At 65.6% G+C, this 21560-nt stretch carries 12 protein-coding genes and 2 pseudogenes; 3 read left to right on the forward strand and 11 right to left on the reverse strand.

Annotated features, from left to right (window positions below; all coding sequences use genetic code 11):
• Nucleotides 1-44: 44 nt before the first annotated feature.
• The 3 genes and pseudogenes from EWM63_RS32330 to tssF form a co-directional block, all read right to left on the reverse strand.
• A pseudogene (locus EWM63_RS32330) lies at nucleotides 45-1571 on the reverse strand (type VI secretion system Vgr family protein); the annotation flags it as partial.
• A 91-nt stretch (nucleotides 1572-1662) separates the two neighbouring features.
• Nucleotides 1663-2583 (reverse strand): annotated as a pseudogene (tssG, locus tag EWM63_RS32335) (type VI secretion system baseplate subunit TssG); the annotation flags it as partial.
• Entirely contained in the window at nucleotides 2547-4364 is a 1818-nt protein-coding gene (gene tssF, locus EWM63_RS09785) for a type VI secretion system baseplate subunit TssF (protein ID WP_130186347.1), read from the reverse strand. The gene tssF and the pseudogene tssG, both read right to left, overlap by 37 nt.
• Nucleotides 4365-4489: 125 nt before the next feature.
• Here tssF and tssK point away from each other — a divergent pair, with 125 nt between their 5' ends.
• Nucleotides 4490-5824, forward strand: a complete 1335-nt coding sequence (gene tssK / locus EWM63_RS09790) for a type VI secretion system baseplate subunit TssK (protein ID WP_130186348.1) — start codon at nucleotides 4490-4492, stop codon at nucleotides 5822-5824.
• A gap of 4 nt (nucleotides 5825-5828) precedes the next feature.
• On the opposite strand, the gene EWM63_RS09795 is transcribed toward tssK, so the two are convergent.
• The 7 genes from EWM63_RS09795 to EWM63_RS09825 form a co-directional block, all read right to left on the reverse strand.
• Nucleotides 5829-6656 (reverse strand): alpha/beta hydrolase family protein, encoded by an 828-nt coding sequence (locus EWM63_RS09795; RefSeq protein ID WP_229487836.1) that lies wholly within the window; start codon nucleotides 6654-6656, stop codon nucleotides 5829-5831.
• Nucleotides 6657-6744: 88 nt separating this feature from the next.
• Nucleotides 6745-9216, reverse strand: a complete 2472-nt coding sequence (locus tag EWM63_RS09800) for a TonB-dependent receptor plug domain-containing protein (protein WP_130186349.1) — start codon at nucleotides 9214-9216, stop codon at nucleotides 6745-6747.
• 130 nt (nucleotides 9217-9346) lie between these two features.
• On the reverse strand, nucleotides 9347-9853 hold the full coding sequence (locus EWM63_RS09805) for a RidA family protein (RefSeq protein WP_130186350.1): 507 nt from the start codon (nucleotides 9851-9853) through the stop codon (nucleotides 9347-9349).
• Nucleotides 9854-9865: 12 nt separating this feature from the next.
• Nucleotides 9866-10264 (reverse strand): c-type cytochrome, encoded by a 399-nt coding sequence (locus tag EWM63_RS09810; protein WP_130186351.1) that lies wholly within the window; start codon nucleotides 10262-10264, stop codon nucleotides 9866-9868.
• The gene (locus EWM63_RS09815; protein ID WP_130186352.1) at nucleotides 10261-11850 is read right to left on the reverse strand and encodes a flavin monoamine oxidase family protein; all 1590 of its coding nucleotides are present in this window, start codon (nucleotides 11848-11850) and stop codon (nucleotides 10261-10263) included. The genes EWM63_RS09810 and EWM63_RS09815 overlap by 4 nt, the downstream gene beginning before the upstream one ends.
• 443 nt (nucleotides 11851-12293) lie before the next feature.
• A complete protein-coding gene (locus EWM63_RS09820; protein WP_130186353.1) occupies nucleotides 12294-14075 on the reverse strand; it encodes a TnsB C-terminal domain-containing protein in 1782 nt (593 codons plus the stop codon).
• A gap of 188 nt (nucleotides 14076-14263) precedes the next feature.
• Entirely contained in the window at nucleotides 14264-16513 is a 2250-nt protein-coding gene (locus EWM63_RS09825) for a DEAD/DEAH box helicase (RefSeq protein WP_130186354.1), read from the reverse strand.
• Nucleotides 16514-16739: 226 nt separating this feature from the next.
• Between EWM63_RS09825 and EWM63_RS09830 the strand changes: the two genes are divergently transcribed.
• Nucleotides 16740-17753 (forward strand): alpha/beta fold hydrolase, encoded by a 1014-nt coding sequence (locus EWM63_RS09830; RefSeq protein WP_130186355.1) that lies wholly within the window; start codon nucleotides 16740-16742, stop codon nucleotides 17751-17753.
• Between the two features lie 85 nt (nucleotides 17754-17838).
• Here the strand turns inward: EWM63_RS09830 and EWM63_RS09835 are convergent, their stop codons facing one another.
• Nucleotides 17839-20640, reverse strand: coding sequence for a bifunctional diguanylate cyclase/phosphodiesterase (locus tag EWM63_RS09835; protein WP_130186356.1), 2802 nt, complete (start codon nucleotides 20638-20640; stop codon nucleotides 17839-17841).
• Nucleotides 20641-20853: 213 nt separating this feature from the next.
• On the opposite strand from EWM63_RS09835, the gene EWM63_RS09840 reads away from it, so the two are divergent.
• Nucleotides 20854-21549 (forward strand): dienelactone hydrolase family protein, encoded by a 696-nt coding sequence (locus tag EWM63_RS09840; protein WP_130186357.1) that lies wholly within the window; start codon nucleotides 20854-20856, stop codon nucleotides 21547-21549.
• Nucleotides 21550-21560: the final 11 nt, after the last annotated feature.

A 21560-nucleotide genomic window follows, 5' to 3' on the forward strand; every position in this document is an offset into this window, starting at 1 on the left:
TCCAGCACCAGCTGATTCCCCCGCACATCTCCCACCTCACGCGACCGCAACCCGGATAAAGCCCGCTGCGAAGACAACTCCCAGGGCACCCCATGCGCCGCGTTATAGACCACGCCGGTGACAATCGGCCGATCCGGGTTATCGCCCAAAAATTGCACGACAACTTCCTGCCCCACCCGTGGCAACCCGATCTGCCCAAACTGTTTACCCGCCATCGGCATCGCCACCCTCACCCACGCCGAACTGTGTTCATCACGCTTGCCCAGTCGGTCCCAATGAAACTGGATCGTGATGCGCCCCAGCCCATCGGTATGGATCTCCTCGCCCTGCGGTCCCGTAACGATCGCGGTCTGCACGCCCGGTGCAGGCGGCGGCGAGCTATGGAAGCCCCGCCCCGGGCGCCAGGGAGTCGTCTTGCGCAGGCAAGTGAACGAGTTCCTGTAGTACGAAGGTTCGCGCTTGGTGGAATCGAGATTGTTGGCAGCCGAATGGCAGACCGCCACGACCAGGTATTCGCGATTGCCGATCGGCTCGCTGATCATCGCCTGCTGGAACGGCCACTTCATCGACGCGCTGTGGTGATCGGCCAGCACGAAGCTGCGGCCCGGCATGGCACTGCGGTCGTTGCCCTCCGCCTCGAAGAACTGCACCGTTCGGTCCGATTCCTCCATCCGGCGCCGGGCCAGCGGTTCGCCATCGTTCCAGTCGCGGTAGCCGTAGGCGCCCAGGTTTTCGTAGACGCCATGGGACGGCGCGTCGCCTTGCTGGGTCATCGACTCGTACGTCGCTGCCTGCGGCAACGGGTTCTTGTAATCGAAACTGCCCAAGGTCACGCTAGCCGGGCCCACGCGGCGCACCGCCTGCCATTGCAAGATGCCGTCGCCTTCGGCGGAGCCGGCATAGGCGCGATACGGCATCGTTCCCGGTTCGACATCGCGTGTGCCGCAGGCGTCGATGACGTCGGCGTTCGTGCTGTCATCCGACAGCCAGAGCGTGTGACCATCAAGGCGATGCTCATACCAGTAGTGCAGCCCGGCCGCTTCCCACCGGCGATGCAGGTGGTTGTAGTCCGTCTCGTTGTACTGGTTCATGCAGGTGACCTTCGGGTCTTCACCCCGCATGCGCAGTTTCCAGTCATGCTCCTTGTAGTGGGCAAAGGTCTTTTCGGTCATTTCCAGCACGCTGCTGGCCAGGAAAGACACGCAGTCCTCGCGCAGCTTCGCGAATGCCAGCCAGGGTTCGAGCACCGCGCGGTAATACACGAAGCCACCATCGGTTTTCAGGAAACGGAACTCGGTGACATAGCCGTTGAAGTAGCGCTCGGTGCCGTTGTCGCGGACCAGCGAGACCGTCATCATCCTGCCGACCATGGATTTGAGCGGGATCGACACGTCGTCCGACAGCAGTTCCACTTCGAAGCGAAAACCGCGCGACAGCTCTTCCTCGGCATGCAGCATGTTGACCACGAGCGTGGCGTCGGGCCCGTCGCCGTTCGGGAAATGGGAGCGCAGCAGGCGGCCCGTCTGCTGCAGGCGGTCGAGCGACACGGCCAATGGCGGTAATAGGGTCATGGATTGTCTCCGTAGAGTTTTGGTTTGAGCAGGTAGCGGATCTCGCGCTGGCGGGTGCGGCCGGGCGCGTCCGGCATGAAGTGTCCCAGCCCAGCCGGAGTTGCTTGCCCGGCTTCGCCGAGAGCACGAGCGGCCGGATGCATTCCGGGCCGGGCAGCAGGCAGACCTCGTATTCGAGCAGCGCCTGTGCCATCACGGTCGCCACCAGCCGGGACAGCAAACGTGCGCCCTCGCCGCGCGGCAGCAGCCAGTCGTACTGCGCGCGCTTCAGGGGTCCGATCACGATGCGGAGCCGGTGGTCCACCCGCCACAGGCGCCGGCCGACCATGGTGCTGGTGCCGAGCTTCGGTTTCGTCACGCCCAGGATGGTGCGCTGCGCAGGGTTGACGACCTGCCAGCAGCCCACCATCGAGTCGACACGCACCGGCAGCCCCAGCTCGCCGGCGAGGATGCATTCCAGCGTGGCCGCGGAAACGGGACGCACGCGCAGCAGGCCGGCGTACCATGCCTCCGTATCGAGCCCCGATTCCTCCTTGCCTGCGAGCGCCTGCAGGCGCGCACGCCAGGCATCCCGGCCCTGCGTATCAGCCATCACTTCCTGCCGGTTCATCGCCCACGATTTCCAGAACAACCCCACCATGCGCGTCGACAGGAAGTCCAGGAAGGCACGGGTACCCGTTTCGGTGGCCGCAGCGCGGGCGAAGCGATCCGTATCGTGCATGGGCAGCGTGCCGGCGGTACCCAGCAGGCCGATGCAGGTCGGCGTCATGACAACGCACGGGCCGTCCGGCTGGTCTTCCGTGCGTATCGCTTCGATCTCGCTGGCCGGGAATGCCAGCGACATGCTGTTCTCGAAGCGCAGCGATTTCACCAGTGCCTCATCGGCCGGCACGCCGCGCCGCGCGAACCAGCGCAGCACCTGCGTCACGGCGGGCAGGAAACCGAACCGCCAGGGTTCGGCGAACAATTGCCCGATCAGGCCGGGCTCGCGTTGCCGCTGCGGCGTTTGCATCGCAGGATCTCCTTTTGATTGCGCTGCGACAGCAGCACCAGTTCCACGTAGTGATTGACCTGCACGTACATGGCCAGGAAGTGGTCCATCACCTGGGCGAAGAGGTGGATGCCGCTGCCGACGAAGGCTTCCTCGTCCACCGTGATGCGCACTTCGAGGCCATTGACCAGCGAGGATCCGCGCTTGTGCTTGACCCATGCCGTGGTGATCTCGTGGTCGAGGCTCACGATGCCGTCGATCATTCGCTGCGTCACCGGCGTGGCGGGCAGGTCGTGAAGCTTGAGCAATTCCTTGAATTTGCCCAGCCCTCCCGGCACCAGCGCGTGGTGGTTCAGCGTCAGGTGCGAAATCAGGCGCCAGTGGTTCTGCCCATTCTTGAAACGATGCGTCAGGCTCGGCTTGGCCAGCAAGCGCACGGCCGGACCGCCCGCCGTGCCAGGCAACGCCAGGTCGCCGGTGGCGGCGCCGTACCCGAGCTGGTGCGGCAGGTCGCGGTTGGTGCAGGTGACACCGACGGACAGCGAGCTGCGCTCCACCTTCAACGCTTCCGCATCGAGGTCCACCAGCGTCAGGCGTTTTTCATGACCGAGGCTGATCGCGGCCAGCACGTCGTCATGGCGCAAGACCCAATGGCGGCCGCGGCCCGATGCGGCATGCCCTCTCGCGTACAGCGGCGTGAATTCGACCGGCTCCGCATTCTTCGCATGCTGGCGCACGGCATCGACGGAATACACCTCATAGGCTTGCGGGCGAGGCGCGTCCGCCACCAGCGAGTACTCCGATGCCATGCCGGTCACGGCAACCGGCCTGACGGGATGCCTGAACAGGTTAACGGCCGGTGTGCAGAACAGGCGCAGGTTCGCCGGCTCCAGCAAGCGCAGCATGCGCGCCGCGTTGCCGTCCGCCGGCATGCGCGACAACGCAAGATGCAGGGTGACGCCCCTGGCATCCATTGGCACGAGCGTGCGCAGCGCAGCCAGGTCGATGTCGAAAAAGCGGAATTTTTCGGGAAAGCAGAAATACTCCGTCAATATGCGCCATGCCCGGTGCGAGCGGTCGCCGAACGGGATCAGCGCCTCGTCCTCCGCGTAGCCGGCCGGGGACAGGGGTACTGCCGGCAATGGTAGCCACTTGCCGCCCGGCGCTTCGACATAGGCGCCGCTGACGTGCATGAACAACGTGTCGTGCAATGCGGCGCAAAACGACGGATCGCCGTCGGCCAGCACGCGCAGCGTGTCCAGCGCTATCTGCGGCAGCGCGAGGCGGGGCGAAACGGAAGCGATCGTGATCGACAGCGATGCGGTTGCATCCACCGGGAGCCGCGTACCCGAAGGTGCCTGGATCAACGGTTCGAAGCGTGCGCCGGTGATCGAAAGCGGCGCCACCTTTACGGCCGCCGACGTGCGGAATTTGCATCGCGTACCTTGCACGGGCTGGGATTCGAGGACCGTTCCCCGCTCGATGATCCCCACGCCCGACAGCTCCGCCAGCTCCTTTTCCAGGTAGGCGAAACTGATCGTTGCGCAAGAAGGAAAGCGCCGCAGGTAATGGGGGAACAGCGAGTCCAGCAGGGCTTCCGTAAATTGCGGAAAACCGTCGTCGATCCGCTTCACGACGCGCGCCGCCAGCAGGGCCTGCGCCTGGATCAGCCGCTCGGCTTGCGAATCCCTGTCGCCAATGCCCAACCGGTCGGCCAGACGGGGAAACCGGGCGCAAAATTCGGCAGCATAGCCGCGAATGACCACCAGTTCGCGTTCAAAGTAGGGAAGCACATCTTTCATGATCGGGCACGGTAGTGGCGGGAAGGCTCATTATTCGTGAGCTTTCCAACGGGCAATTTGCGCCGACTCAAGGAAATGCTGCTCAGAAACATTCATGCTTCTCCCATTCTTACGAGAGGAGAACCATGAGCATTCATTCGAAAGTCCTGTGGGGCGAAGGCCTCACTTTCGGTCCGCAGCAGATGCAGCGGGCGGACCTGTACCACGAGACGCGCCTGCAGCAACTGGCGCTGACGATCAGCCCATCGCTGTGGGGCGTACGCAAGGCGGAGTGGAACCTGGACATGCTCGGCAACAGCACCCTGAAGGCCGACGAGCTGTCGCTGCTGTTCCAGGATGGCGAGATCTTCGATGCGCCGATCTCGGATCCGGCGCCGCCTGCCGTCGACCTGTCGACGCTGGACGCCGAGGAACAGGTATTCACGTTCCATGCAGCGCTGCCACACCTGAATGAACACGGCGGTAATCTCGCATCGTCCGGCCGCTACATCCGGAAGGACGTGGAAATCGCCGACCTGTTCACCAGCGACTTGTCGCTCGACGTCGAGTTCCTGACGAAAAACCTGAAGCTGATGCCGCACACGGAGGCGCGGACGGCCTACCTCTCCTTCCCCGTCGTGCGCATCAAGCGCTCGCCCACCGGGGGCTTCGAACTCGACCCCACCTTCATGCCGCCATCGGTCACGCTGGCCACGGCCGCGGCCCTGCCCGGCATGCTCGACGCCCTGCTGGCGAAACTGAACGCCAAGATCGCCGCACTGTATGAGCGCCACCGCCTGAACGGCCGCCAGGCGTTCGAGGTGCATACGGGCGATGCATCATCGTTCTGGATGCTCAACGTGATCTGCACGGCAGCGGCGCCCCTCACCCACTGCGCGCGCTATCGGCAACACCACCCAGAATACGTGTTCGACAAGCTGACGGCGCTGGCCGGCGGCCTGATGACGTTCTCGCCGAAATATGCGCTGTCCGACCTGCCGGCGTACCAGCACGACGACCCGGGTCCGGGCTTCCAGCGGCTCGACATGATGATCCGCGACCTGATCGACACGGTGATTTCCTCGCGCTATTTCACGGTGCCGCTTGCTCCCGACCACGTGAAGACCACGCTGCACCATGGCATGCTCGATCCCGCGCGCGTGGAGCGCCGCACGGAACTGTGCCTCGCGGTGAGTGCCGACATGCCGGCGCTGGAACTGGTGGCGGCCGTGCCGCTGCGCTTCAAGATCGGCTCGCCGGACGACGTGGAACGCCTGATCGGCATCTCGCTGCCGGGCGTGGAGCTGGTGCACATGGCGCAGGTGCCCGGCGAGGTGCCGGTGCGGCCGAACACCTACTACTTCTCGCTCACGGCAAAGGGCAACCTGTATGAAAACATGCTGACGGCGCAGGCGATCACGATCTATGCGCCGACCGGCATGAAGGGCTTGCGGATGGAGCTGTTCGGCATTGCGCCGTAGCGTTCTACGGCGCTTCCAGCGCGCCCAGGATGGCGCGTTCGACGAGCGGCCAGCAGGGCGAGTTGGGCGCCACTTCATCGTAATGGCTGGCGCCGGGCAGCACGATCACCTCGGCCGCGTCGCCGGCGGCGCGGGCGCGGTGGGCGTAGGCTTCGGCCACCGAAGGGGGCGACACGGTATCGAATTCGCCGTGGACCAGCACCGTGCGGATCCCGGCCGGCAGCATCTCGGCCGGGGACGTGTCGGCAAACACGTCCGGCCGCGCGGCACTTGGCAGTCCGGCCAGCTGCGCCGTATCGCGCTCGCAGCTGGAGTGGATCAATGAAGCCTGCAGGCGCAGGTCGGCGAGGCCGCCCAGGCTGATCGCGGCGGGAATGCGCACCGGATCGGCCGTCCATGCCGGGCTCCATTGCGGCAGCCGGTGGCGCGATGCGGCCCATTGGGCCAGGTGGCCGCCGGCGGAATGGCCGACGATGGCGATGCGCTGCATGTCGAACCGCGGCTCCTTGCGCAGCAGGTCGATGGCGGTGGCAACGTCCTGGTACATGCCGGGATAGCCGCCGCCCTCCTCGTCGTGCCGGCGGTATTCCACGTTCCACACGGCGATGCCCTGTGCGCGCAATGCGCCGGCCATGCTGCGCAGTTGCGTGATGCCGCCATACTGCACGGTCCAGCACCCGCCATGGATCAGTACCACCACCGGAAAAGGACCTGCACCGTCGGGACGGAACAGTTCCACGAACTGCGACGGCGCACTGCCGTAGTCGATTCGTGCATCGGGGACGGGGCCAGTCAGCGCCAGGTAATCCTGCAAGGTCATCGGAGAAATCATGGGCGGCCAATGAAAAACGGGGCAGCGCGCAGTATAGCGCCCTGCCCCGCCCGTGCCACCCACGTTACTTCATGTCACTTCGCTTCCGTCAGAACTTGAAGCTGGCGCGCGCGTAGTAGTAGCCGCCGTTGATGCCGAATGGCGAGAACGACGGATACTTCGTCACACCCGCGTTATCCAGGTTCGCACGGTACACGGCCATCAGCTCGGCGTTCACCTCGTCCGGATACTCGTTGAACAGGTTGTTGGCACCGGCCGACACCGTCCAGTTCGGCGTCAGCTTGTAGCTTACTTCCAGGTCCGTGATCGCCGTGGTGCCGATCTCGTTCTTGTAGTACGTGCCACCGTTCGGCGAATCCCACGTGTGGGACTTGCCATAGATCGCTTCACGCAGGTTGACCGTCCATGCACCCGAGCGCCACAGCGCGCCGATGTTCACACGGGTCTTCGGCGAGGCGGTTTCCAGGTTCGATATCGCCGTGCGATCCAGCAGCGTTTGCGGCTGCAGCTGCGCCGGGGCCTGGTTGATCTTCGTGACCCGCACCTGGTTCCAGTTGGCCGCCAGCGACCAGTCCACCCTGCCGTACTGGCCGTAGTTGCTGTTCAGCGTGGCCACCAGTTCGAGCCCGCGCGAGCGGGTATTGACGGCGTTGGTGAAGATGTTGATGCCGGTCTCGCTTACCGTCGGGTCCAGGATGTTGCCATTGGCGAGGATCGCCTCTACCACGGCCGGCGAGTTCACCGCGCCGCCCGAACCGTAGACCGAACCCGAACCCACGATGCGGTCGCGGATCTTGATCTGGTAGGCGTCGACCGTGATCGACACGTTGTTCGCCGGATTGAGCACGATGCCGGCCGAGAGGTTGGTCGACGCTTCGGGCTTCAGGCCATCCACGCCCACCAGCTTCGCACCTGCCGAATTCGGCGCCAGCTGCACGAAGGCGCTGGTCGGGCCCACGTTGGTGGCGGAGTAGTACGACTCGGCCAGCGTCGGCGCGCGGAAGCCGTTCGAGTACGTGCCACGCAACGCGAACGTCGGCGAGAAGTCATAGCGGCTGGTCAGCTTGCCCACCTTTGCATTGCCGAAATCGCTGAAGTGTTCATAGCGCGCCGCCAGGTCGACCGTCAGGCCGGCGATCGGGAACGTGATGAAGTTCGCGTAGATCGCCTTGTTGTTGCGGTCATGCTTGCCGGCGTCCGTCAGCGAAAAACCGGGGTAGGACTGCGAGCCCTCCTTGTAGCGCGAGAACTCGTCGCCCGCCTGGATCTCGTACTCGTCCACGCGGTGCTCGAAGCCCATCGCGAACGTCGACGGTTTCGCCCAGCCCATGTCGATCTCGCGGGAGACATCGAAGTTATTGGTCCACTGGCTGGCGATGAAGGTGCCGGCATGGAACACGGTCGGCGTGAAGCCGGTGTCGCGATACAGTGAAACGTTGGCCGAGTCCACCACGCCGATTTCCGCCTTGTCGCGGCCATACGTGCTCGATACTTCCCAGTTCCATGCGCTACCGAACTTGCCGCGCGCACCTGCCGTGAAGGCGTAATCGATCTCCTTCATCGTTTCCTTGGGGCTGAAGCCGAGCGGATAGACCTCCGGCAGTCGGTTCGGCATGCGGTAGTTCTCGTAAGCCCGCGCTTCCTTCTTGCCCCAGGTGGCGAAGGCATACAGCGACGTGTCGTCGTCGATGTCGTAGCCCGCGTTCAGGGCCAGCGTGTTCAGGTGATACTGCGCATCACCGGCGATCTTGTTCAGGTGCGGGTAACCCGGCGCCTGCAGCAGCGGCATGCTGGCCAGGTTCTGCGGCGCCGTCACGCGCGGGTCGATGTTGCCGCGATCGCTGTAGCCGTGATAGCGCGATTCGCCGGTGAGGCTGAGGAAGCCCTTGTCGGTCAGCTTGAAGCCGATGTTGGCGGTACCGTCGCCCGTGTGGCCGCCGCCGTCGACGTAGGCGCCACCGTTCACGTTGCCGGAGATGCCCTGGTTGTTCGACTTCAGGATGATGTTGACCACGCCGGCAATGGCATCGGTGCCGTACTGCGCGGCCGCGCCATCCTGCAGCACTTCGATATGGTCGATCGCGGCCACGGGGATGTAGTTCAGGTCGGCCGCGGCACCGCCCTGGTATGGGCCGCCCAGCACGGCCAGGTTGGCGGTGCCGTGGCGCCGCTTGCCGTTCACCAGCACCAGCGTGTTGTTCGGCGACAGGCCACGCAGCCGGGCCGACAGCGTGAGGTTGGCCGTGTCGCCGCCGAACGCCTGGGCGGTAAACGACGGGATGTTCTGCGCGATGGCCTGGATCAGGTCCGGCTGGCCGGTGCGCTGCAGCGAGGCCGCGTCCAGCACCTGGATCGGCGACGCGCTGTTTTCCGCTTTCAGGCCGCTGGCGCGGGTGCCGGTGACGATCACGGCACTCATCGAGACAGGTGCGCCAGCGGCGCCGGCCATGTTTTCCGCTTGCGGTTCGGGCTCCGGTGCGCCGCCCGGCTCGGCGGCAAGCGCCAGTCCGGTGTGCAGCAGCATGGCGGCGGCGCCCGATTTGATGATGGCCTTGTGCATGGTGATTCCTTTTCTTGTAGTGAAGATGGAAAAACGGGTGCAGCGAAAAACGGGCGTAAAGGGTCCCCCTGCCGGCGCGGATGCCGGCAGTTTCCCCGGGCCCTTCAGCCCTCAGGGCAAGTCCGGTTGCTTATTTCTTGGCGGCGACGACCTCGATCTCGACCAGCCAGCCGGCGGAGTTCAGCCCCGCCACCTGCATCACCGCGCGGGCGGGCAGGTTCGGCTGGGGGCCGCCGAAGAATTGCGTGTAGCCTTCCATGAAGCCCTTCGTGTCGGCCCTGCCGCCCTTCGACGGATCGCCCACCAGGAACACCTGCATCTTGACCACGTCGCCCATCGTGAGGTTCATGCCTTTCAGGATTTCCTCGATCTTCTTCAGTACGCCCACGGTCTGCGTCTTCGTATCGCCATAGGCGGCGATCGTGTCGGGGTTGGCGGACTTGTCGATCATCGGCGGCACCTGGCCGCTGATGAAGTGGATCGTGGCCGACGGCGGGATCGTCACGGCTTGCGCGATCGGGAAATCTGAGCCGGGAATCTTGTGGCGGACGATGTCCTGCGCCGTGGCCGCATTGGTAGCGAAAGTGGTGGCGATGGCGGCGGCCATCAGGAGAACGTTGGCGAAGTGCTGTTTCATGAGTGCTCTCTTTCAGTGTTTGTTGGACAGTTGACCGGCTGAAAACAGCTCGGCCGAAATCTCGGTGCGCAGCGCGGCCACGTCCTTGTCGGACAGGCCCTCGGCCTTGTTGCCCCAGCTGGAGCGGGCATACGTGAGCACGGCGGCGATGTCGCCATCGGTGAGGCTCTGCGAAAAGTCCGGCATGCCGCCGCGGCCTTTCAGCAGCACCGCGGCGGGATCTTTCGCCGGGCCCTGCACGAACGTGTTCCCGGCCAGGGCGGGAAACGCGCCTGGGATACCCTTGCCGGTAGCCATGTGGCAGGCCGCGCAATTTTTCTGGTAGATGGCCTTGCCGTCGGCGGCGGCATGCGACGGCATGGCTGCCACGAAGCCGGCCAGCGCCATCAGGGCGGAAAAATTCCGGCTCATGCCATGGCCCTTTCATGGATGCGCGCCATCTGCTGCCACGCCGATTCGATCGCGCCCGCCTGCCAGCCGGTCAGGTAGGACAGGTGTTCGCCGGCCAGCAGCACGCGCCCCTCGCCTTCGAGCAGCGCCGGGTAGGCATTCTTGCGGCTCTCGTCGTTCCACTCGGCCCAGCCGCCCAGGTTGTACTGCACGCGGTGCCAGGCCACGGAGAAGGCGCTGTCGAACGCATCGCGGTAGGCCGGGAAGATCTTTTCGCCGGCGGCCAGCGCGAACTCGGCGCGCTCTGCCGGGCTCAGGCCGCTCACTTCGATCGCGGCGGTCTGGTAGTTGTAGTAGCCCAGCACCACACCTTTCTTCTTTTGCCAGCTGGTCGAAGGCAGCGAGATCGTGTTGATGCCCTTCATGTCGGTCAGCACGTGGCCGCCATAGATGTGGTCATCCTCTTCCCAGAAGCGGCGCTTCATCTGCAGGCCGATCTTGCCGACGGGCGCATAGGCCACCGACTTGATCGCGGTCTTGAAGCTTTCGGAAAAGTCGGTGTCGACCATGCGCAGCGTGGAGAGCGGCATCGTGCACAGGCAGAAGTCGGCCGTGACCGCGCTTTCCTTGCCCGTCTTCGTATCCTTGAAGGCGACAGTGACATTGTTTTCGCCATGGCGGATCTTCTGCACTTCGGCGTTGTAGCGGATGTGTTTTCCCACGCGTTTTTCAAAGGCCTTCGCGATCGCATCCATGCCGCCCACCGGCTGGAACATGGTGTTCTGCATCGGGTAGTCCTGCACCGCGCTGTACACCTTGCCCACGCCCGATGCGAGCAGGTCGTGGAAGGCCAGCGGATCGGAAAACGCGCCTGGCCCCGGGCTCACGCCGGCCCCCGGATTAACGGAGAAGCCACGGCCGCTGCGGCCCTTGTAGCTGAGGTCTCCCGCTTCCAGGTGACCTTCGTGCTTCAGGTAGTCGAGCAGCGCACGCTGGTCGTCGCTGGAGAGGGTCTTGTCGAGCTGGCGGTCCTGCACGGACTTGGCCAGCAGCTCGGCCACGTGGCCGCGCATGTCGGCCTTGATCTGTGCGGGGCGCAGCCGCTGCTTCGCCAGCGGGCCGCCATTTTCCAGGTAGACGAACGCATGGTCGTTATCGTTGACCATCACTTCGAGCGGTACTTCGAACTGGCGCGTGTAGTGCAGCGTGGACTGATGGTGCAGCGGAATGCGCCACGGACCGTGGTTGATGTAGTGGCCCTTGTCGAACGTGCAGCGCTGCGTTTCGCCGCCCAGCTCCGTCAGCTCGAAACCGCCGCGGGCTGTCTGGCAGCGGCCGCCGGCGAAGCCGCGCGCTTCCAATACCTGCACGCGGTAGCCCAACTTCGCCATCTCGTAGGCGGCCGTCATGCCGGCCAGGCCCGCGCCGAGGATCACCACCGACTTGCCCTTGGCGCTGCCGCTCAGCGCCGGCGGGCCGGACATCGTCGACGCGATGCCCATGCCCCAGGCATTCATCGCGTTCAGCAGCAGCCCTGTGCCGCCCACCGCGGCCGCACGGTACAGGAAATCGCGCCGCGTCAGGGCTTTCGTCAATCCACTCTTCATCGCTGCTCCTTGTTTCGTTGATGAACATGCTTGCACATCGGTATCTAGCAATCGGTATGCCATTGCCTGTTTGGTAAGCACTCTTTTTGACGACACGAATGAAGTGGTTTCGGGGAGGGGACCATCGCCATCGGCCGGTGCGCCAGGCCGGGGAGGATGGCGGTGCCGGCGTCACACATTGTTTGATGCGGGAAATCGCGGCAAAGTCCTTGCGGCATTGCGCAGTGCACCATGGCGACGCACGGGAAATCAGCTGCCGCACGGCACTGCAGCAATGGTTGAGCTCCTGGTACCATGCGCGCCCTCGTCCCTGGCGATCCACGCACGACTTGTACCGCCAGGGACAAGGAACAAGGGACCAGGGACCAGGGCCAGGCAATGACGAGGGCAAAAAAAAAGCGCGCCGGGCGGCGCGCTAAAAATACAACGAGGGTTGAAGGAACTCAGGTGGCGAAGCCGGCGACGATGCGCTCGAAGCTGGCGTACTGGCCAGTGGGCTGCGTGCGGCGTGCCGGGGTTTCGGCGCGCGTGAACGGCTGCGCCGCGGCGGGCCCGCGCAGCACCGGCTGGCAGGCATGGAAACGCATCGGCGCGGCTGGATCGGGCAGGTACACACGGTCGCCCATGTGCTCACCGTGTTCGTCATAGGCCAGGCGAACGACCCAGCGGCCGCGCTGGCGGGCGCGCTCGAACCAGCGCTCGTCCACCGCCTTGGCGCAGGTGTACAGTTGGCCGTCCAGGCTGATGCCTTCCTCGGTCACCAGCGCGTCGTGCAACGGCAGCAGCGCGCAGCGCACCACCTCCTCGGCATACTGCTTGAGCGCCGCGCCCCGTTCGCGCGCGCCCCAGTCCCACAACTGCAGCGGCGCCGGACCATCGCCCGTGCCCTGCAGGTTGTGTTCAAGGATCGCGTCGATGACGAGACGGCGGAACTGGTGGATGTCGAGCGCACCGTCCAGTGGGGCCAGCTCCGCGGACATGGCCGGGGCATCGGCGCGCAGCAGGCCGAAGCGGCGTTCCAGCGCGGCCCGTGCCGGTACCTCGGCCGGGATGCCGGTCAGGCAGCGCACGCCGAAATTGTCCTGCAGCGCGCGACCGCCGTCACCGCCGGCCAGCGCACCGGGCACCAGCAGGCGTTCGGGCAGGTGGCGGCAGGGCCAGTCCTGCGCAGCGATCGGGCGACCATGACGCAAGGCCTGGCGCGGCTTGTCCGCGGCGCAGTTGGCAAGCGCCATCAGCGCATGCCGCCATGCCGGCGCTTCGAGGCTGACGTGAAAGCCCGTGACCATGCCGCTGAACATGTCGCTGACGAGATAGATGACGGGCCGGCCGGCCAGCCGGCGCCGTTCGCCGCCGGCCAGCAACTGCACGTCGGCCCGCACGGCGGCCACCTGGAACGCGGCACCCGGGCGGCCCTCGGCTTCCACCAGTGCGTGCGGCGGCAGCGGCAGCGGGCGTGGCGCGGGGCGCAGGATGCGGCCCTGGTCGAGCCAGTAGCTGAATTGCCCGAAGCTGGGGACCGCGTCGCTGGCGCTGGCCCGCACCACGTGCAGCGTTTCCGGCATCACGCGGCGTTCGCAGAAAAACTCGCGCAGCATCGCCTCGTAGGCGCCGCGCCGTGAGAAGCGCGTGCCGGTATAGGTGGCGGCCGCCACGCGGAATACGCGGCGCATCGGTTCATCGACATTGATGCCCGGCGGCGCGCCGTCGCGACGGGGCCGGCCGCGCTTGATGCCGGCGGTGGACGAGCGTGTCTTGCCGCGCGCGCCGCTGTTCGAGTAATCCGGCAGCAGCGCATTGGGCGTCTGCCCGCGCTGCCAGTAGCGGCGCAGGTAGCGGTAGATGGTGGGATGAGACACGCCGTGGCGCGCCGTGTATTCGGCGATCATCTGGCCGCGCCGGCGCGGTTCGTAGATGCCGGGTTCGTCGCCGGTCAGCGCCGCCACGATGGCCCAGGCCCGCTCGCGCAGGGCGAGGTGGCCCGGCTTGATGGTTTCCTGGTCGGCCACCACGAGCCACGGGTCGTCGGCCAGGCGGCACGCGCGGCCCGCGGCCAGGTCCGATTCCAGTTCCGCCATCCGTGCCTGCTCCACGTCGCAGCCCTTGCCATCCATGTCGAACAGCCAGGCCAGCGTGCGTGCGGGATCGATCCACAGCACGCGCAACGTGCGCCGGCGCGGTGCGGCGTATTGGAGTAAATCGTTTCGCAGTAAGGTATGCAACATCCGCCCTCCCTGGTCAAGAGAAGTAAATACGGATGTCTATGCAATTACCGGGCCAGCCTGATGACTGGCGATTGGAAGCATTTCAGCCCTGAAATGCACGCCATGCGGTGCAGCAGCGCACCGCATGGCCTTCTTGTGGTGCATGCACGGCACCGCGGCCGTGCATGGCCTCCCCGCCGGCTGGCAGGTCAGCGCTTGGCTTTGGGCTTGGCGGCCTTGGCGGCGGGCTTCTTCGGTGGCGTGTGCTTGGTCGACAGCGGCGGCATCGCATCGGCCTTGCTGATCTTCAGCTGCTGGCCGCCGACCCACACCTTGCCCAGGTGCTTGAAGATCTCGTCCGGCATACCGTCCGGCATTTCCAGCACCGTGTGGTCTTCGAAGATCTCGATGCGGCCGATGTAGCGCGCTTCCAGCCCGCTTTCATTGGCGATCGCGCCAACGATGTTCGATGGCGTGGCCTCGTGCTGGCTGCCCACTTCGATCCGGTACGCACGCATGGCCAGGCCATCCTGCGCCCGCTCGCGCTTCTTCTTCTTCGGGGTTTCGTCCTCGCTGACGGCATCGGCCACCACGGCATCCAGGCCTTTCGGTGCCACGGGCCGTTCCTCGCGCGGGGCTTTCGGCGCCACCGGCCGTTCCTCGCGCTCCACTTTGGCTTTTGGCGCGGGTTTCGCTGCCGGGGCGGCAGCCTGGGCAGCCGGTTCGCCGTCGCGGCGGATGCGCATCGGCCGGCCTGCCACGCGCACCTGGGTCAGCGTGTCCAGCACGTCCGGCGCCAGGTCGGCGGGCATGTCGAGCACCGTGTAGTCCTCGAAAATCTCGATGCGGCCGATGAATTTCGAGTCGACGCCGCCTTCGTTGGCAATCGCGCCAACGATATTGCCCGGCTTGACGCCATCCTCGTAGCCCACTTCGATGCGGTACGTGGCCATGCCCGGCTCGGGTTCGCGGGCAATGCGCTCCTTTTTCGGGTAAGCCGGGCGTTCGCCGCGTTCCGGGCGTTCGAACCGTTCGCCGCGATCGCCGCGATCGCCGCGATCGCCACGATCGGCGCGTGGTGCGCGTTCCTCGCGCTGTGGGGCGGCTGGCCGGCCATCTTCGTGCCAGCCCTTTTCGGCCTTCTTGTCCAGCAGCAGCGGCGAATTCCCGCGTGCCATCATGGCCAGCGCGGCGGCGATCTCGTTGGCCGGCACATCGTGCTCGCGTTCGTAATCGGCGATCAGCGACTGGAATTGTTCCAGGCCGCCTTCGGCCAGGGTGGCCGTGATCTGGTCCTTGAACCGCGAGATGCGCACGTCGTTGACCGCCTGCAGCGTGGGCAGGTCCATCTGCTTGATCGGCTGGCGCGTGGCACGTTCGATGGTCTTGAGCAGGTTGCGCTCGCGCGGCGTGATGAACAGGATCGCCTCGCCGCTGCGCCCGGCCCGGCCGGTGCGGCCGATACGGTGCGTGTAGCTTTCGGCATCGTACGGCACGTCATAGTTGACGACGTGGCTGATGCGTTCCACGTCCAGGCCGCGCGCGGCCACGTCGGTGGCCACCAGGATGTCGATCTTGCCTTCCTTGAGCATGCCGATGGTGCGCTCGCGCGCGGCCTGCTGCATGTCGCCGTTGATCGCGGCGGCCGAGAAGCCGCGGGCGCACAGGCGCTCGGCCAGTTCCTCGGTGCCCAGCTTCGTGCGGTTGAAGATGATCATGCCGTCGAACGGCTCGGCCTCGAGGATGCGGGTCAGCGCATCGAGCTTGTGCATGCCGGAAACGAGCCAGTAGCGCTGGGTGATGTTTTCGGACGTTGTGGTCTTCGCGGCCACGGTGATTTCGGCCGGGTCGCGCAGGTAGGTGTTGGCGATGCGGCGGATCGCGGACGGCATCGTGGCCGAGAACAGCGCGGTCTGGCGCGATGCGGGCGTTTCCTTCAGGATGCGCTCGACATCGTCGATGAAGCCCATGCGCAGCATCTCGTCGGCCTCGTCCAGCACCAGCGTCTTCAGCTTCGACAGGTCGAGCGAGCCCTTGTCCAGGTGATCGATCACGCGGCCTGGCGTGCCGACGACGACGTGCACGCCGCGGCGCAGCGCGGACAGCTGCGGGCCGTAGCTTTGCCCGCCGTAGATCGGCAGCACGTGGAAGTTGGGGATGTTGGCGGCATAGCGCTGGAATGCTTCGGCCACCTGGATCGCCAGTTCGCGCGTGGGCGCCAGCACCAGCGCCTGGGGCGTGGTCTGGCGGATATCGAGGCGCGACAGGATCGGCAGCGCGAACGCGGCCGTCTTGCCGGTGCCGGTTTGCGCGGTGCCGAGCACGTCGCGGTTGGCCATCAGGTGGGGGATCGTCTGCGCCTGGATCGGCGAAGGCGCTTCGTAACCCACGTCGCTCAAGACTTTGAGCAGGGGGGCAGACAGGTTCAGGTCGGAAAATAGCAGGGGTGTAGCGGTCATTGCGGCACTCGCGATAAGTTATTGTTCGAATCGCCCAATGCGACAGGAAAGGGCGTAGTTTACCCTGTCCGCGCGACAGGCGCCTCACGACAGGCTGCGGACCGGCGTCAGCTCAGCCGTTTTTCCGCTATATTGACCGGTTGCCGGCCCCTGCCAGCAGCAGCGGCCCGGCTCCGTCCAATCTTTATTTTGCAGCTTATTTGCAGCTTATTTGCAGGAATTACGCATGTCCAAAACGTCGACTTCGATTCTCCTGGCGCTGGCGCTCGGCGCCAGCATCGCATCCGGTACCGCCGGGGCCGCGGGGGCCGCCTATGGCCCCGAACTGCAGGGCTTCCGCTACCCGTATCCGGTGCAGCATTTCCGCTTCAATTCGCAGGGCCAGACGATGCAGATGGCCTACATGGACGTCAAGCCCGCGGGCAAGGCGAACGGCCGCACGGCGGTGCTCATGCACGGCAAGAATTTCTGCGGCGCCACGTGGGAAAGCACGATCGCCGCGCTATCGCAGGCCGGCTACCGCGTGGTGGTACCGGACCAGGTGGGCTTCTGCGCCTCCACCAAGCCGCCCCACTACCAGTACAGCTTCCAGCAGCTGGCCGCCAACACGATGGAACTGCTGAAGAAGGTCAACATCGACAAGGTGGTGCTGGTGGGCCACTCGACCGGCGGCATGCTGGCCACCCGCTTCGCGCTGATGTACCCGCAGAACGTGTCGCACCTGGTGATGGTCAATCCGATCGGGCTGGAAGACTGGAAGCAGCTCGGCGTGCCCTACCGCACCGTCGACCAGTGGTTCGAGCGTGAACTGAAGCTGACGGCCGACGGCGTGCGCACGTATGAAAAGAACACCTACTACATGGGCCGCTGGAAGCCCGAGTATGAAAAATGGGTGGACATGCTGGCCGGCCTGAATGCCGGTTCCGGCCAGCGCCTGGTCGCGTGGAATTCGGCGCTGATCTACGACATGATCTACACGCAGCCGGTGGTCCACGAGTTCCCGCAGCTGAAGGTTCCCACGATCCTGATGAACGGCGACGGCGACACCACCGCCATCGGCAGCGACATCGCGCCACCGGAAGTGAAATCAAAGATCGGCAACTACAAGGTGCTGGGCAAGGAAACCGTCAAGCGCATCCCGGGGGCGAAACTGATCGAGTTCCCCGGCATGGGGCATGCGCCGCAGATCGAGGACCCGGCCGGGTTCCACAAGGCGTTGCTGGGGGCGCTTTCCCAATAAATAAACCGGGGGACGTACCGGAACGCCGGACCGCCTAGCTTCCAGGAAATAATTGCTTGGAAACCAGGGTACGTCCCCAGTTTTGTCATGTGGTAACGCCCAGCGGGGCGCCGCTGCCGGCGGCAAGCTGGGCTTCGTTTTCGTCCAGCACGGTGCTGATGGCAGTGGCCGGCACGGGGCGGCTGAAGTAGTAGCCCTGCATCTGCGAGCAGCCATGCTCGCGCAGGAACGACAGCTGGTCGAGCGTTTCCACGCCTTCGGAAATCACCTGCAGGTTCAGGTTCGCGGCCAGCGCGATGATCGTGGTCACGATCGCGGCATCGTCCGGGTCGATCGTGAGGTCGCGCACGAAGGCCTGGTCGATCTTCAGCACGTCCACCGCGAAGCGTTTCAGGTGCGCCAGGCTTGAATAGCCGGTGCCGAAATCGTCGATCGCCAGCTTGACGCCCAGGCCCTTCAGCGCGCGCATCACCTCGATCGCATGCTCGACATCGTTCATCACGGCGCTTTCCGTCAGCTCCAGTTCAAGCGATATCGGATCCAGCCCCGTTTGCTCCAGCACGCGCGCCACGCTCTGCACGAAATCCTGCTCGGCCATCTGCCGGGCCGACACGTTGACGGCCACGCGCAGGTATTCCCGGCCTTCGCTCTGCCACTCCACGAGCTGGCGGCAGGCGCTCTCCAGCACCCATGCCCCGAGCGGCAGGATCATGCCCGTTTCCTCGGCCAGCGGAATGAAGCGGGCCGGGGCCACCATGCCCAGTTCCGGGTGCTGCCAGCGCACCAGCGCCTCCATCGCCACGATACGGCCGGTGGCAATGTCCACCTGCGGCTGGTAGTACAGCACGAATTCGCCGCGTTCCAGCGCGCGGCGCATCGCCGTTTCCATCTGCACCCGTTCGCCCAGCCGTTCGCGCATGGCCGTGGTGTAGAACTGGTAGTTGTTGCCGCCCATTTCCTTGGCGCGGAACATGGCGATGTCGGCACGTTCGATCAGCACGGCCGCATCGGTGCCGTCCTCCGGGCAGACGGCCACGCCGGCGCTGCCGGAAATGAACTGCTCCTTGTCGTCGAGCACGAGCGGTGCGGCCAGCGCGGCCAGCAGCCGCTGCACCTGCTCCGGTCGCGGGCGCCGCTCGCCCCGCTCCGGCAGCAGGGTCAGCGCGAACTCGTCGCCGCCCAGCCGGGCCAGCGTGTCGCCGGGCCGCAGCGCCGCCTGCAGCCGGTTCGCCACCACCTGCAGCAGGCGGTCGCCGCCCCGGTGGCCCACGCGGCTGTTGGTGAACTTGAAGCGGTCGAGGTCCAGCGACACGACCCACAGCGCGTGGCCCTCGTGCATTGCCTGTCCGATCGCCTCGTGCAGGCGCTCGACCAGCAACTGGCGGTTCGGCAGGCCGGTCAGCGCATCATGCGTGGACTGGTGCTGCAGCTCCGTCTCATAGGCCTTCATGGCCGTGATGTCGTAGTGGATCGACACGAAGTGCGTGACCACGCCGTGCTCGTCGCGCACCGGCGACACATAGGTTTCAACCCAAAACAGCGTGCCATCCTTGCGGTAATTGCGCAGCACCGCGTGGCCGTCGCGCTGTTCGCGCAGGGCGGCGCTGATCGACAGCACGCCGGGCTGGCCCATGTCGTCGCGGCACAGCAGGCGCGGAGGCTGGCCCAGCACTTCTTCGCGTGTGTAGCCGGTCTGGTGCTCGAATGCGGGGTTGACATACACGATCGGATGGCTGGCACTGGCCTCCACGATCATGATCATGTTGGTGGAGGATTCGATCGCCCGGTCGCGCAGCAGCAGCGAGCGGTTCGCCTCGGCCAGCTGGCTGGTGCGTTCCTGCACCTGGACCCGGATCGTGCGGTTGCGCGTGGCCAGCGTGTGCACCCAGGCGGTGCCCAGCAGCGTCATCACCACGCCCAGCGCCAGCGCGGACAGCGATGCCAGGTGGTCGGTCACCCCCACCGTGCCATCCATGTCGGCTACCACCAGCCAGGTGCGGCCAGCCACGTCGATCGGGACTTTCAGCGGTGCCGGCGCGCGCGGATACAGCCAGGAAAGCGGTGGGGGCACGACGGGCTGGTCGAGTTCCGGTGGTGCCATCTGGTGCACGAGGTTTTCCGGCGCCTCGTGGGCATCCGCGTACACATGCAGCCCCACCCGCTGCAGGCGCTGGTCGCGTGCGCGCAGCGCGTTGGTTAGTCCGGAGGGCTGCAATACGTGTGCCACCATCGCGCCGGGGTTGATGGCGACCGACGTTTCGCCCACCAGTGCCGCGCGCCGGGCGGCCACGCTGCCCAGCGGCACATCGAAGCGGTACACGGGCATCGACACCACCATGCCGGACATCGACTTGGGCAACTGCGCCAGCGGGGTCAGGCGGCCGGCCACGGGTTCACCGGTATCGTAGGCGCGCCAGCGGCTGGGTTCATCGCCGGAATACATCGTGTCCAGGCCCAGCGCGGGCGCGTTGGCACCAAACGGCTCGACATACTCGATCACGCGGTACCGTGGGCGCTGCGCGGCCGGGGCCGTGCGATCGCCGCGTAGTTCCGTTACTTGCGCGCCCGGCAGGACTTGCCGCAATTGCGCTTCGAACGCGGGGCGCTCGGCATCGTCGATGAAACGCAGGAAGCTGATGCCCACCACAAACGGAAAGCGCTTGCCCAGGGGTTCGACGAAGCGCCTGAATTCATCGCGGGAAACGACTGGCTGGCTGGCGAACAGCTGGTTCACGCTGCGCAGGCTGTCGATGACGTTGGTGATGCCTTCGGAGAGCGCGAACACCCTCACGTGCGCGCGTTGCGTAAACGTGAGCACGAGGCGGTCCTGCTCGAGCCGGCTGATACCGGTGAAAAGCAGGCCCGTCAGGCCGAGTCCACACAGCAACGCCAGCAGTGCTGGTGCATGTCGCCGTGCAATCCTGACCCGCGAAAGAACAGTCCTGTCACTAATTCGGGCCACCTCAGGAAACAGGTTGGACGGGCTACAAGAGTAGCACGGTTACAGTCACCCCTACGCCCGGCTGTAGCGCGCCATGCAAGTATTGCCCGACTTATACTCATTGGCTGGACAGCATGCAACCCATCACAGGAGAAAAGATTGGACAGCGATACGAGATGGATCGACATTCAGGGCGATGACGGCACCTTCCAGGCTTACCAGGCGTTGCCGCGCGGCGGCACCGGCCCCGGCATCGTGCTGATCCAGGAAATCTTCGGCGTCAACGCGCACATCCGCAGCGTGGCCGAGCAATACGCGGCTGACGGCTACGTGGTGCTGGCGCCGGACCTGTTCTGGCGCCAGGGCGCGCACATCGAGCTGACCTATGACGAAACGGACTGGAAAAAAGCCGTGGCGCTGAAGGGCGCGACCGACACGCAAAAGGCGGTGGCGGATGTGGCCGCGACGATCCATGCCCTGCGCGCCATGGCTGGCGTGCAGAGAGTGGCATCGATCGGCTACTGCTTCGGGGGCTTGCTGTCCTACCTGAGCGCGGCGGCCGGCAATGTCGACGCGGCCGTGGCTTATTACGGCGGCGGCATCCAGAACGCGCTGGACAAGGCCGACCATGTCACGGTACCGCTGCTGATGCACTTCGGCGGCAAGGACAGCCATATCCCCGCCGATGCCGTGAAAAGCATCGCGGAACGCTTCGGCGACCGCGACAACGTGGAAATCCATGTCTATCCCGAAGCCGAACACGGCTTCAACTGCTCGCACCGGGGCAGCTATCACCAGCGCTCGGCCGTGGAAGCGCACGGGAACACGCTGCTGTTCCTTTCCGAGAACCTGTGAGCGCCCCATTG

The organism is Pseudoduganella lutea (assembly GCF_004209755.1).
GTDB classification, from domain to species: domain Bacteria; phylum Pseudomonadota; class Gammaproteobacteria; order Burkholderiales; family Burkholderiaceae_D; genus Rugamonas; species Rugamonas lutea.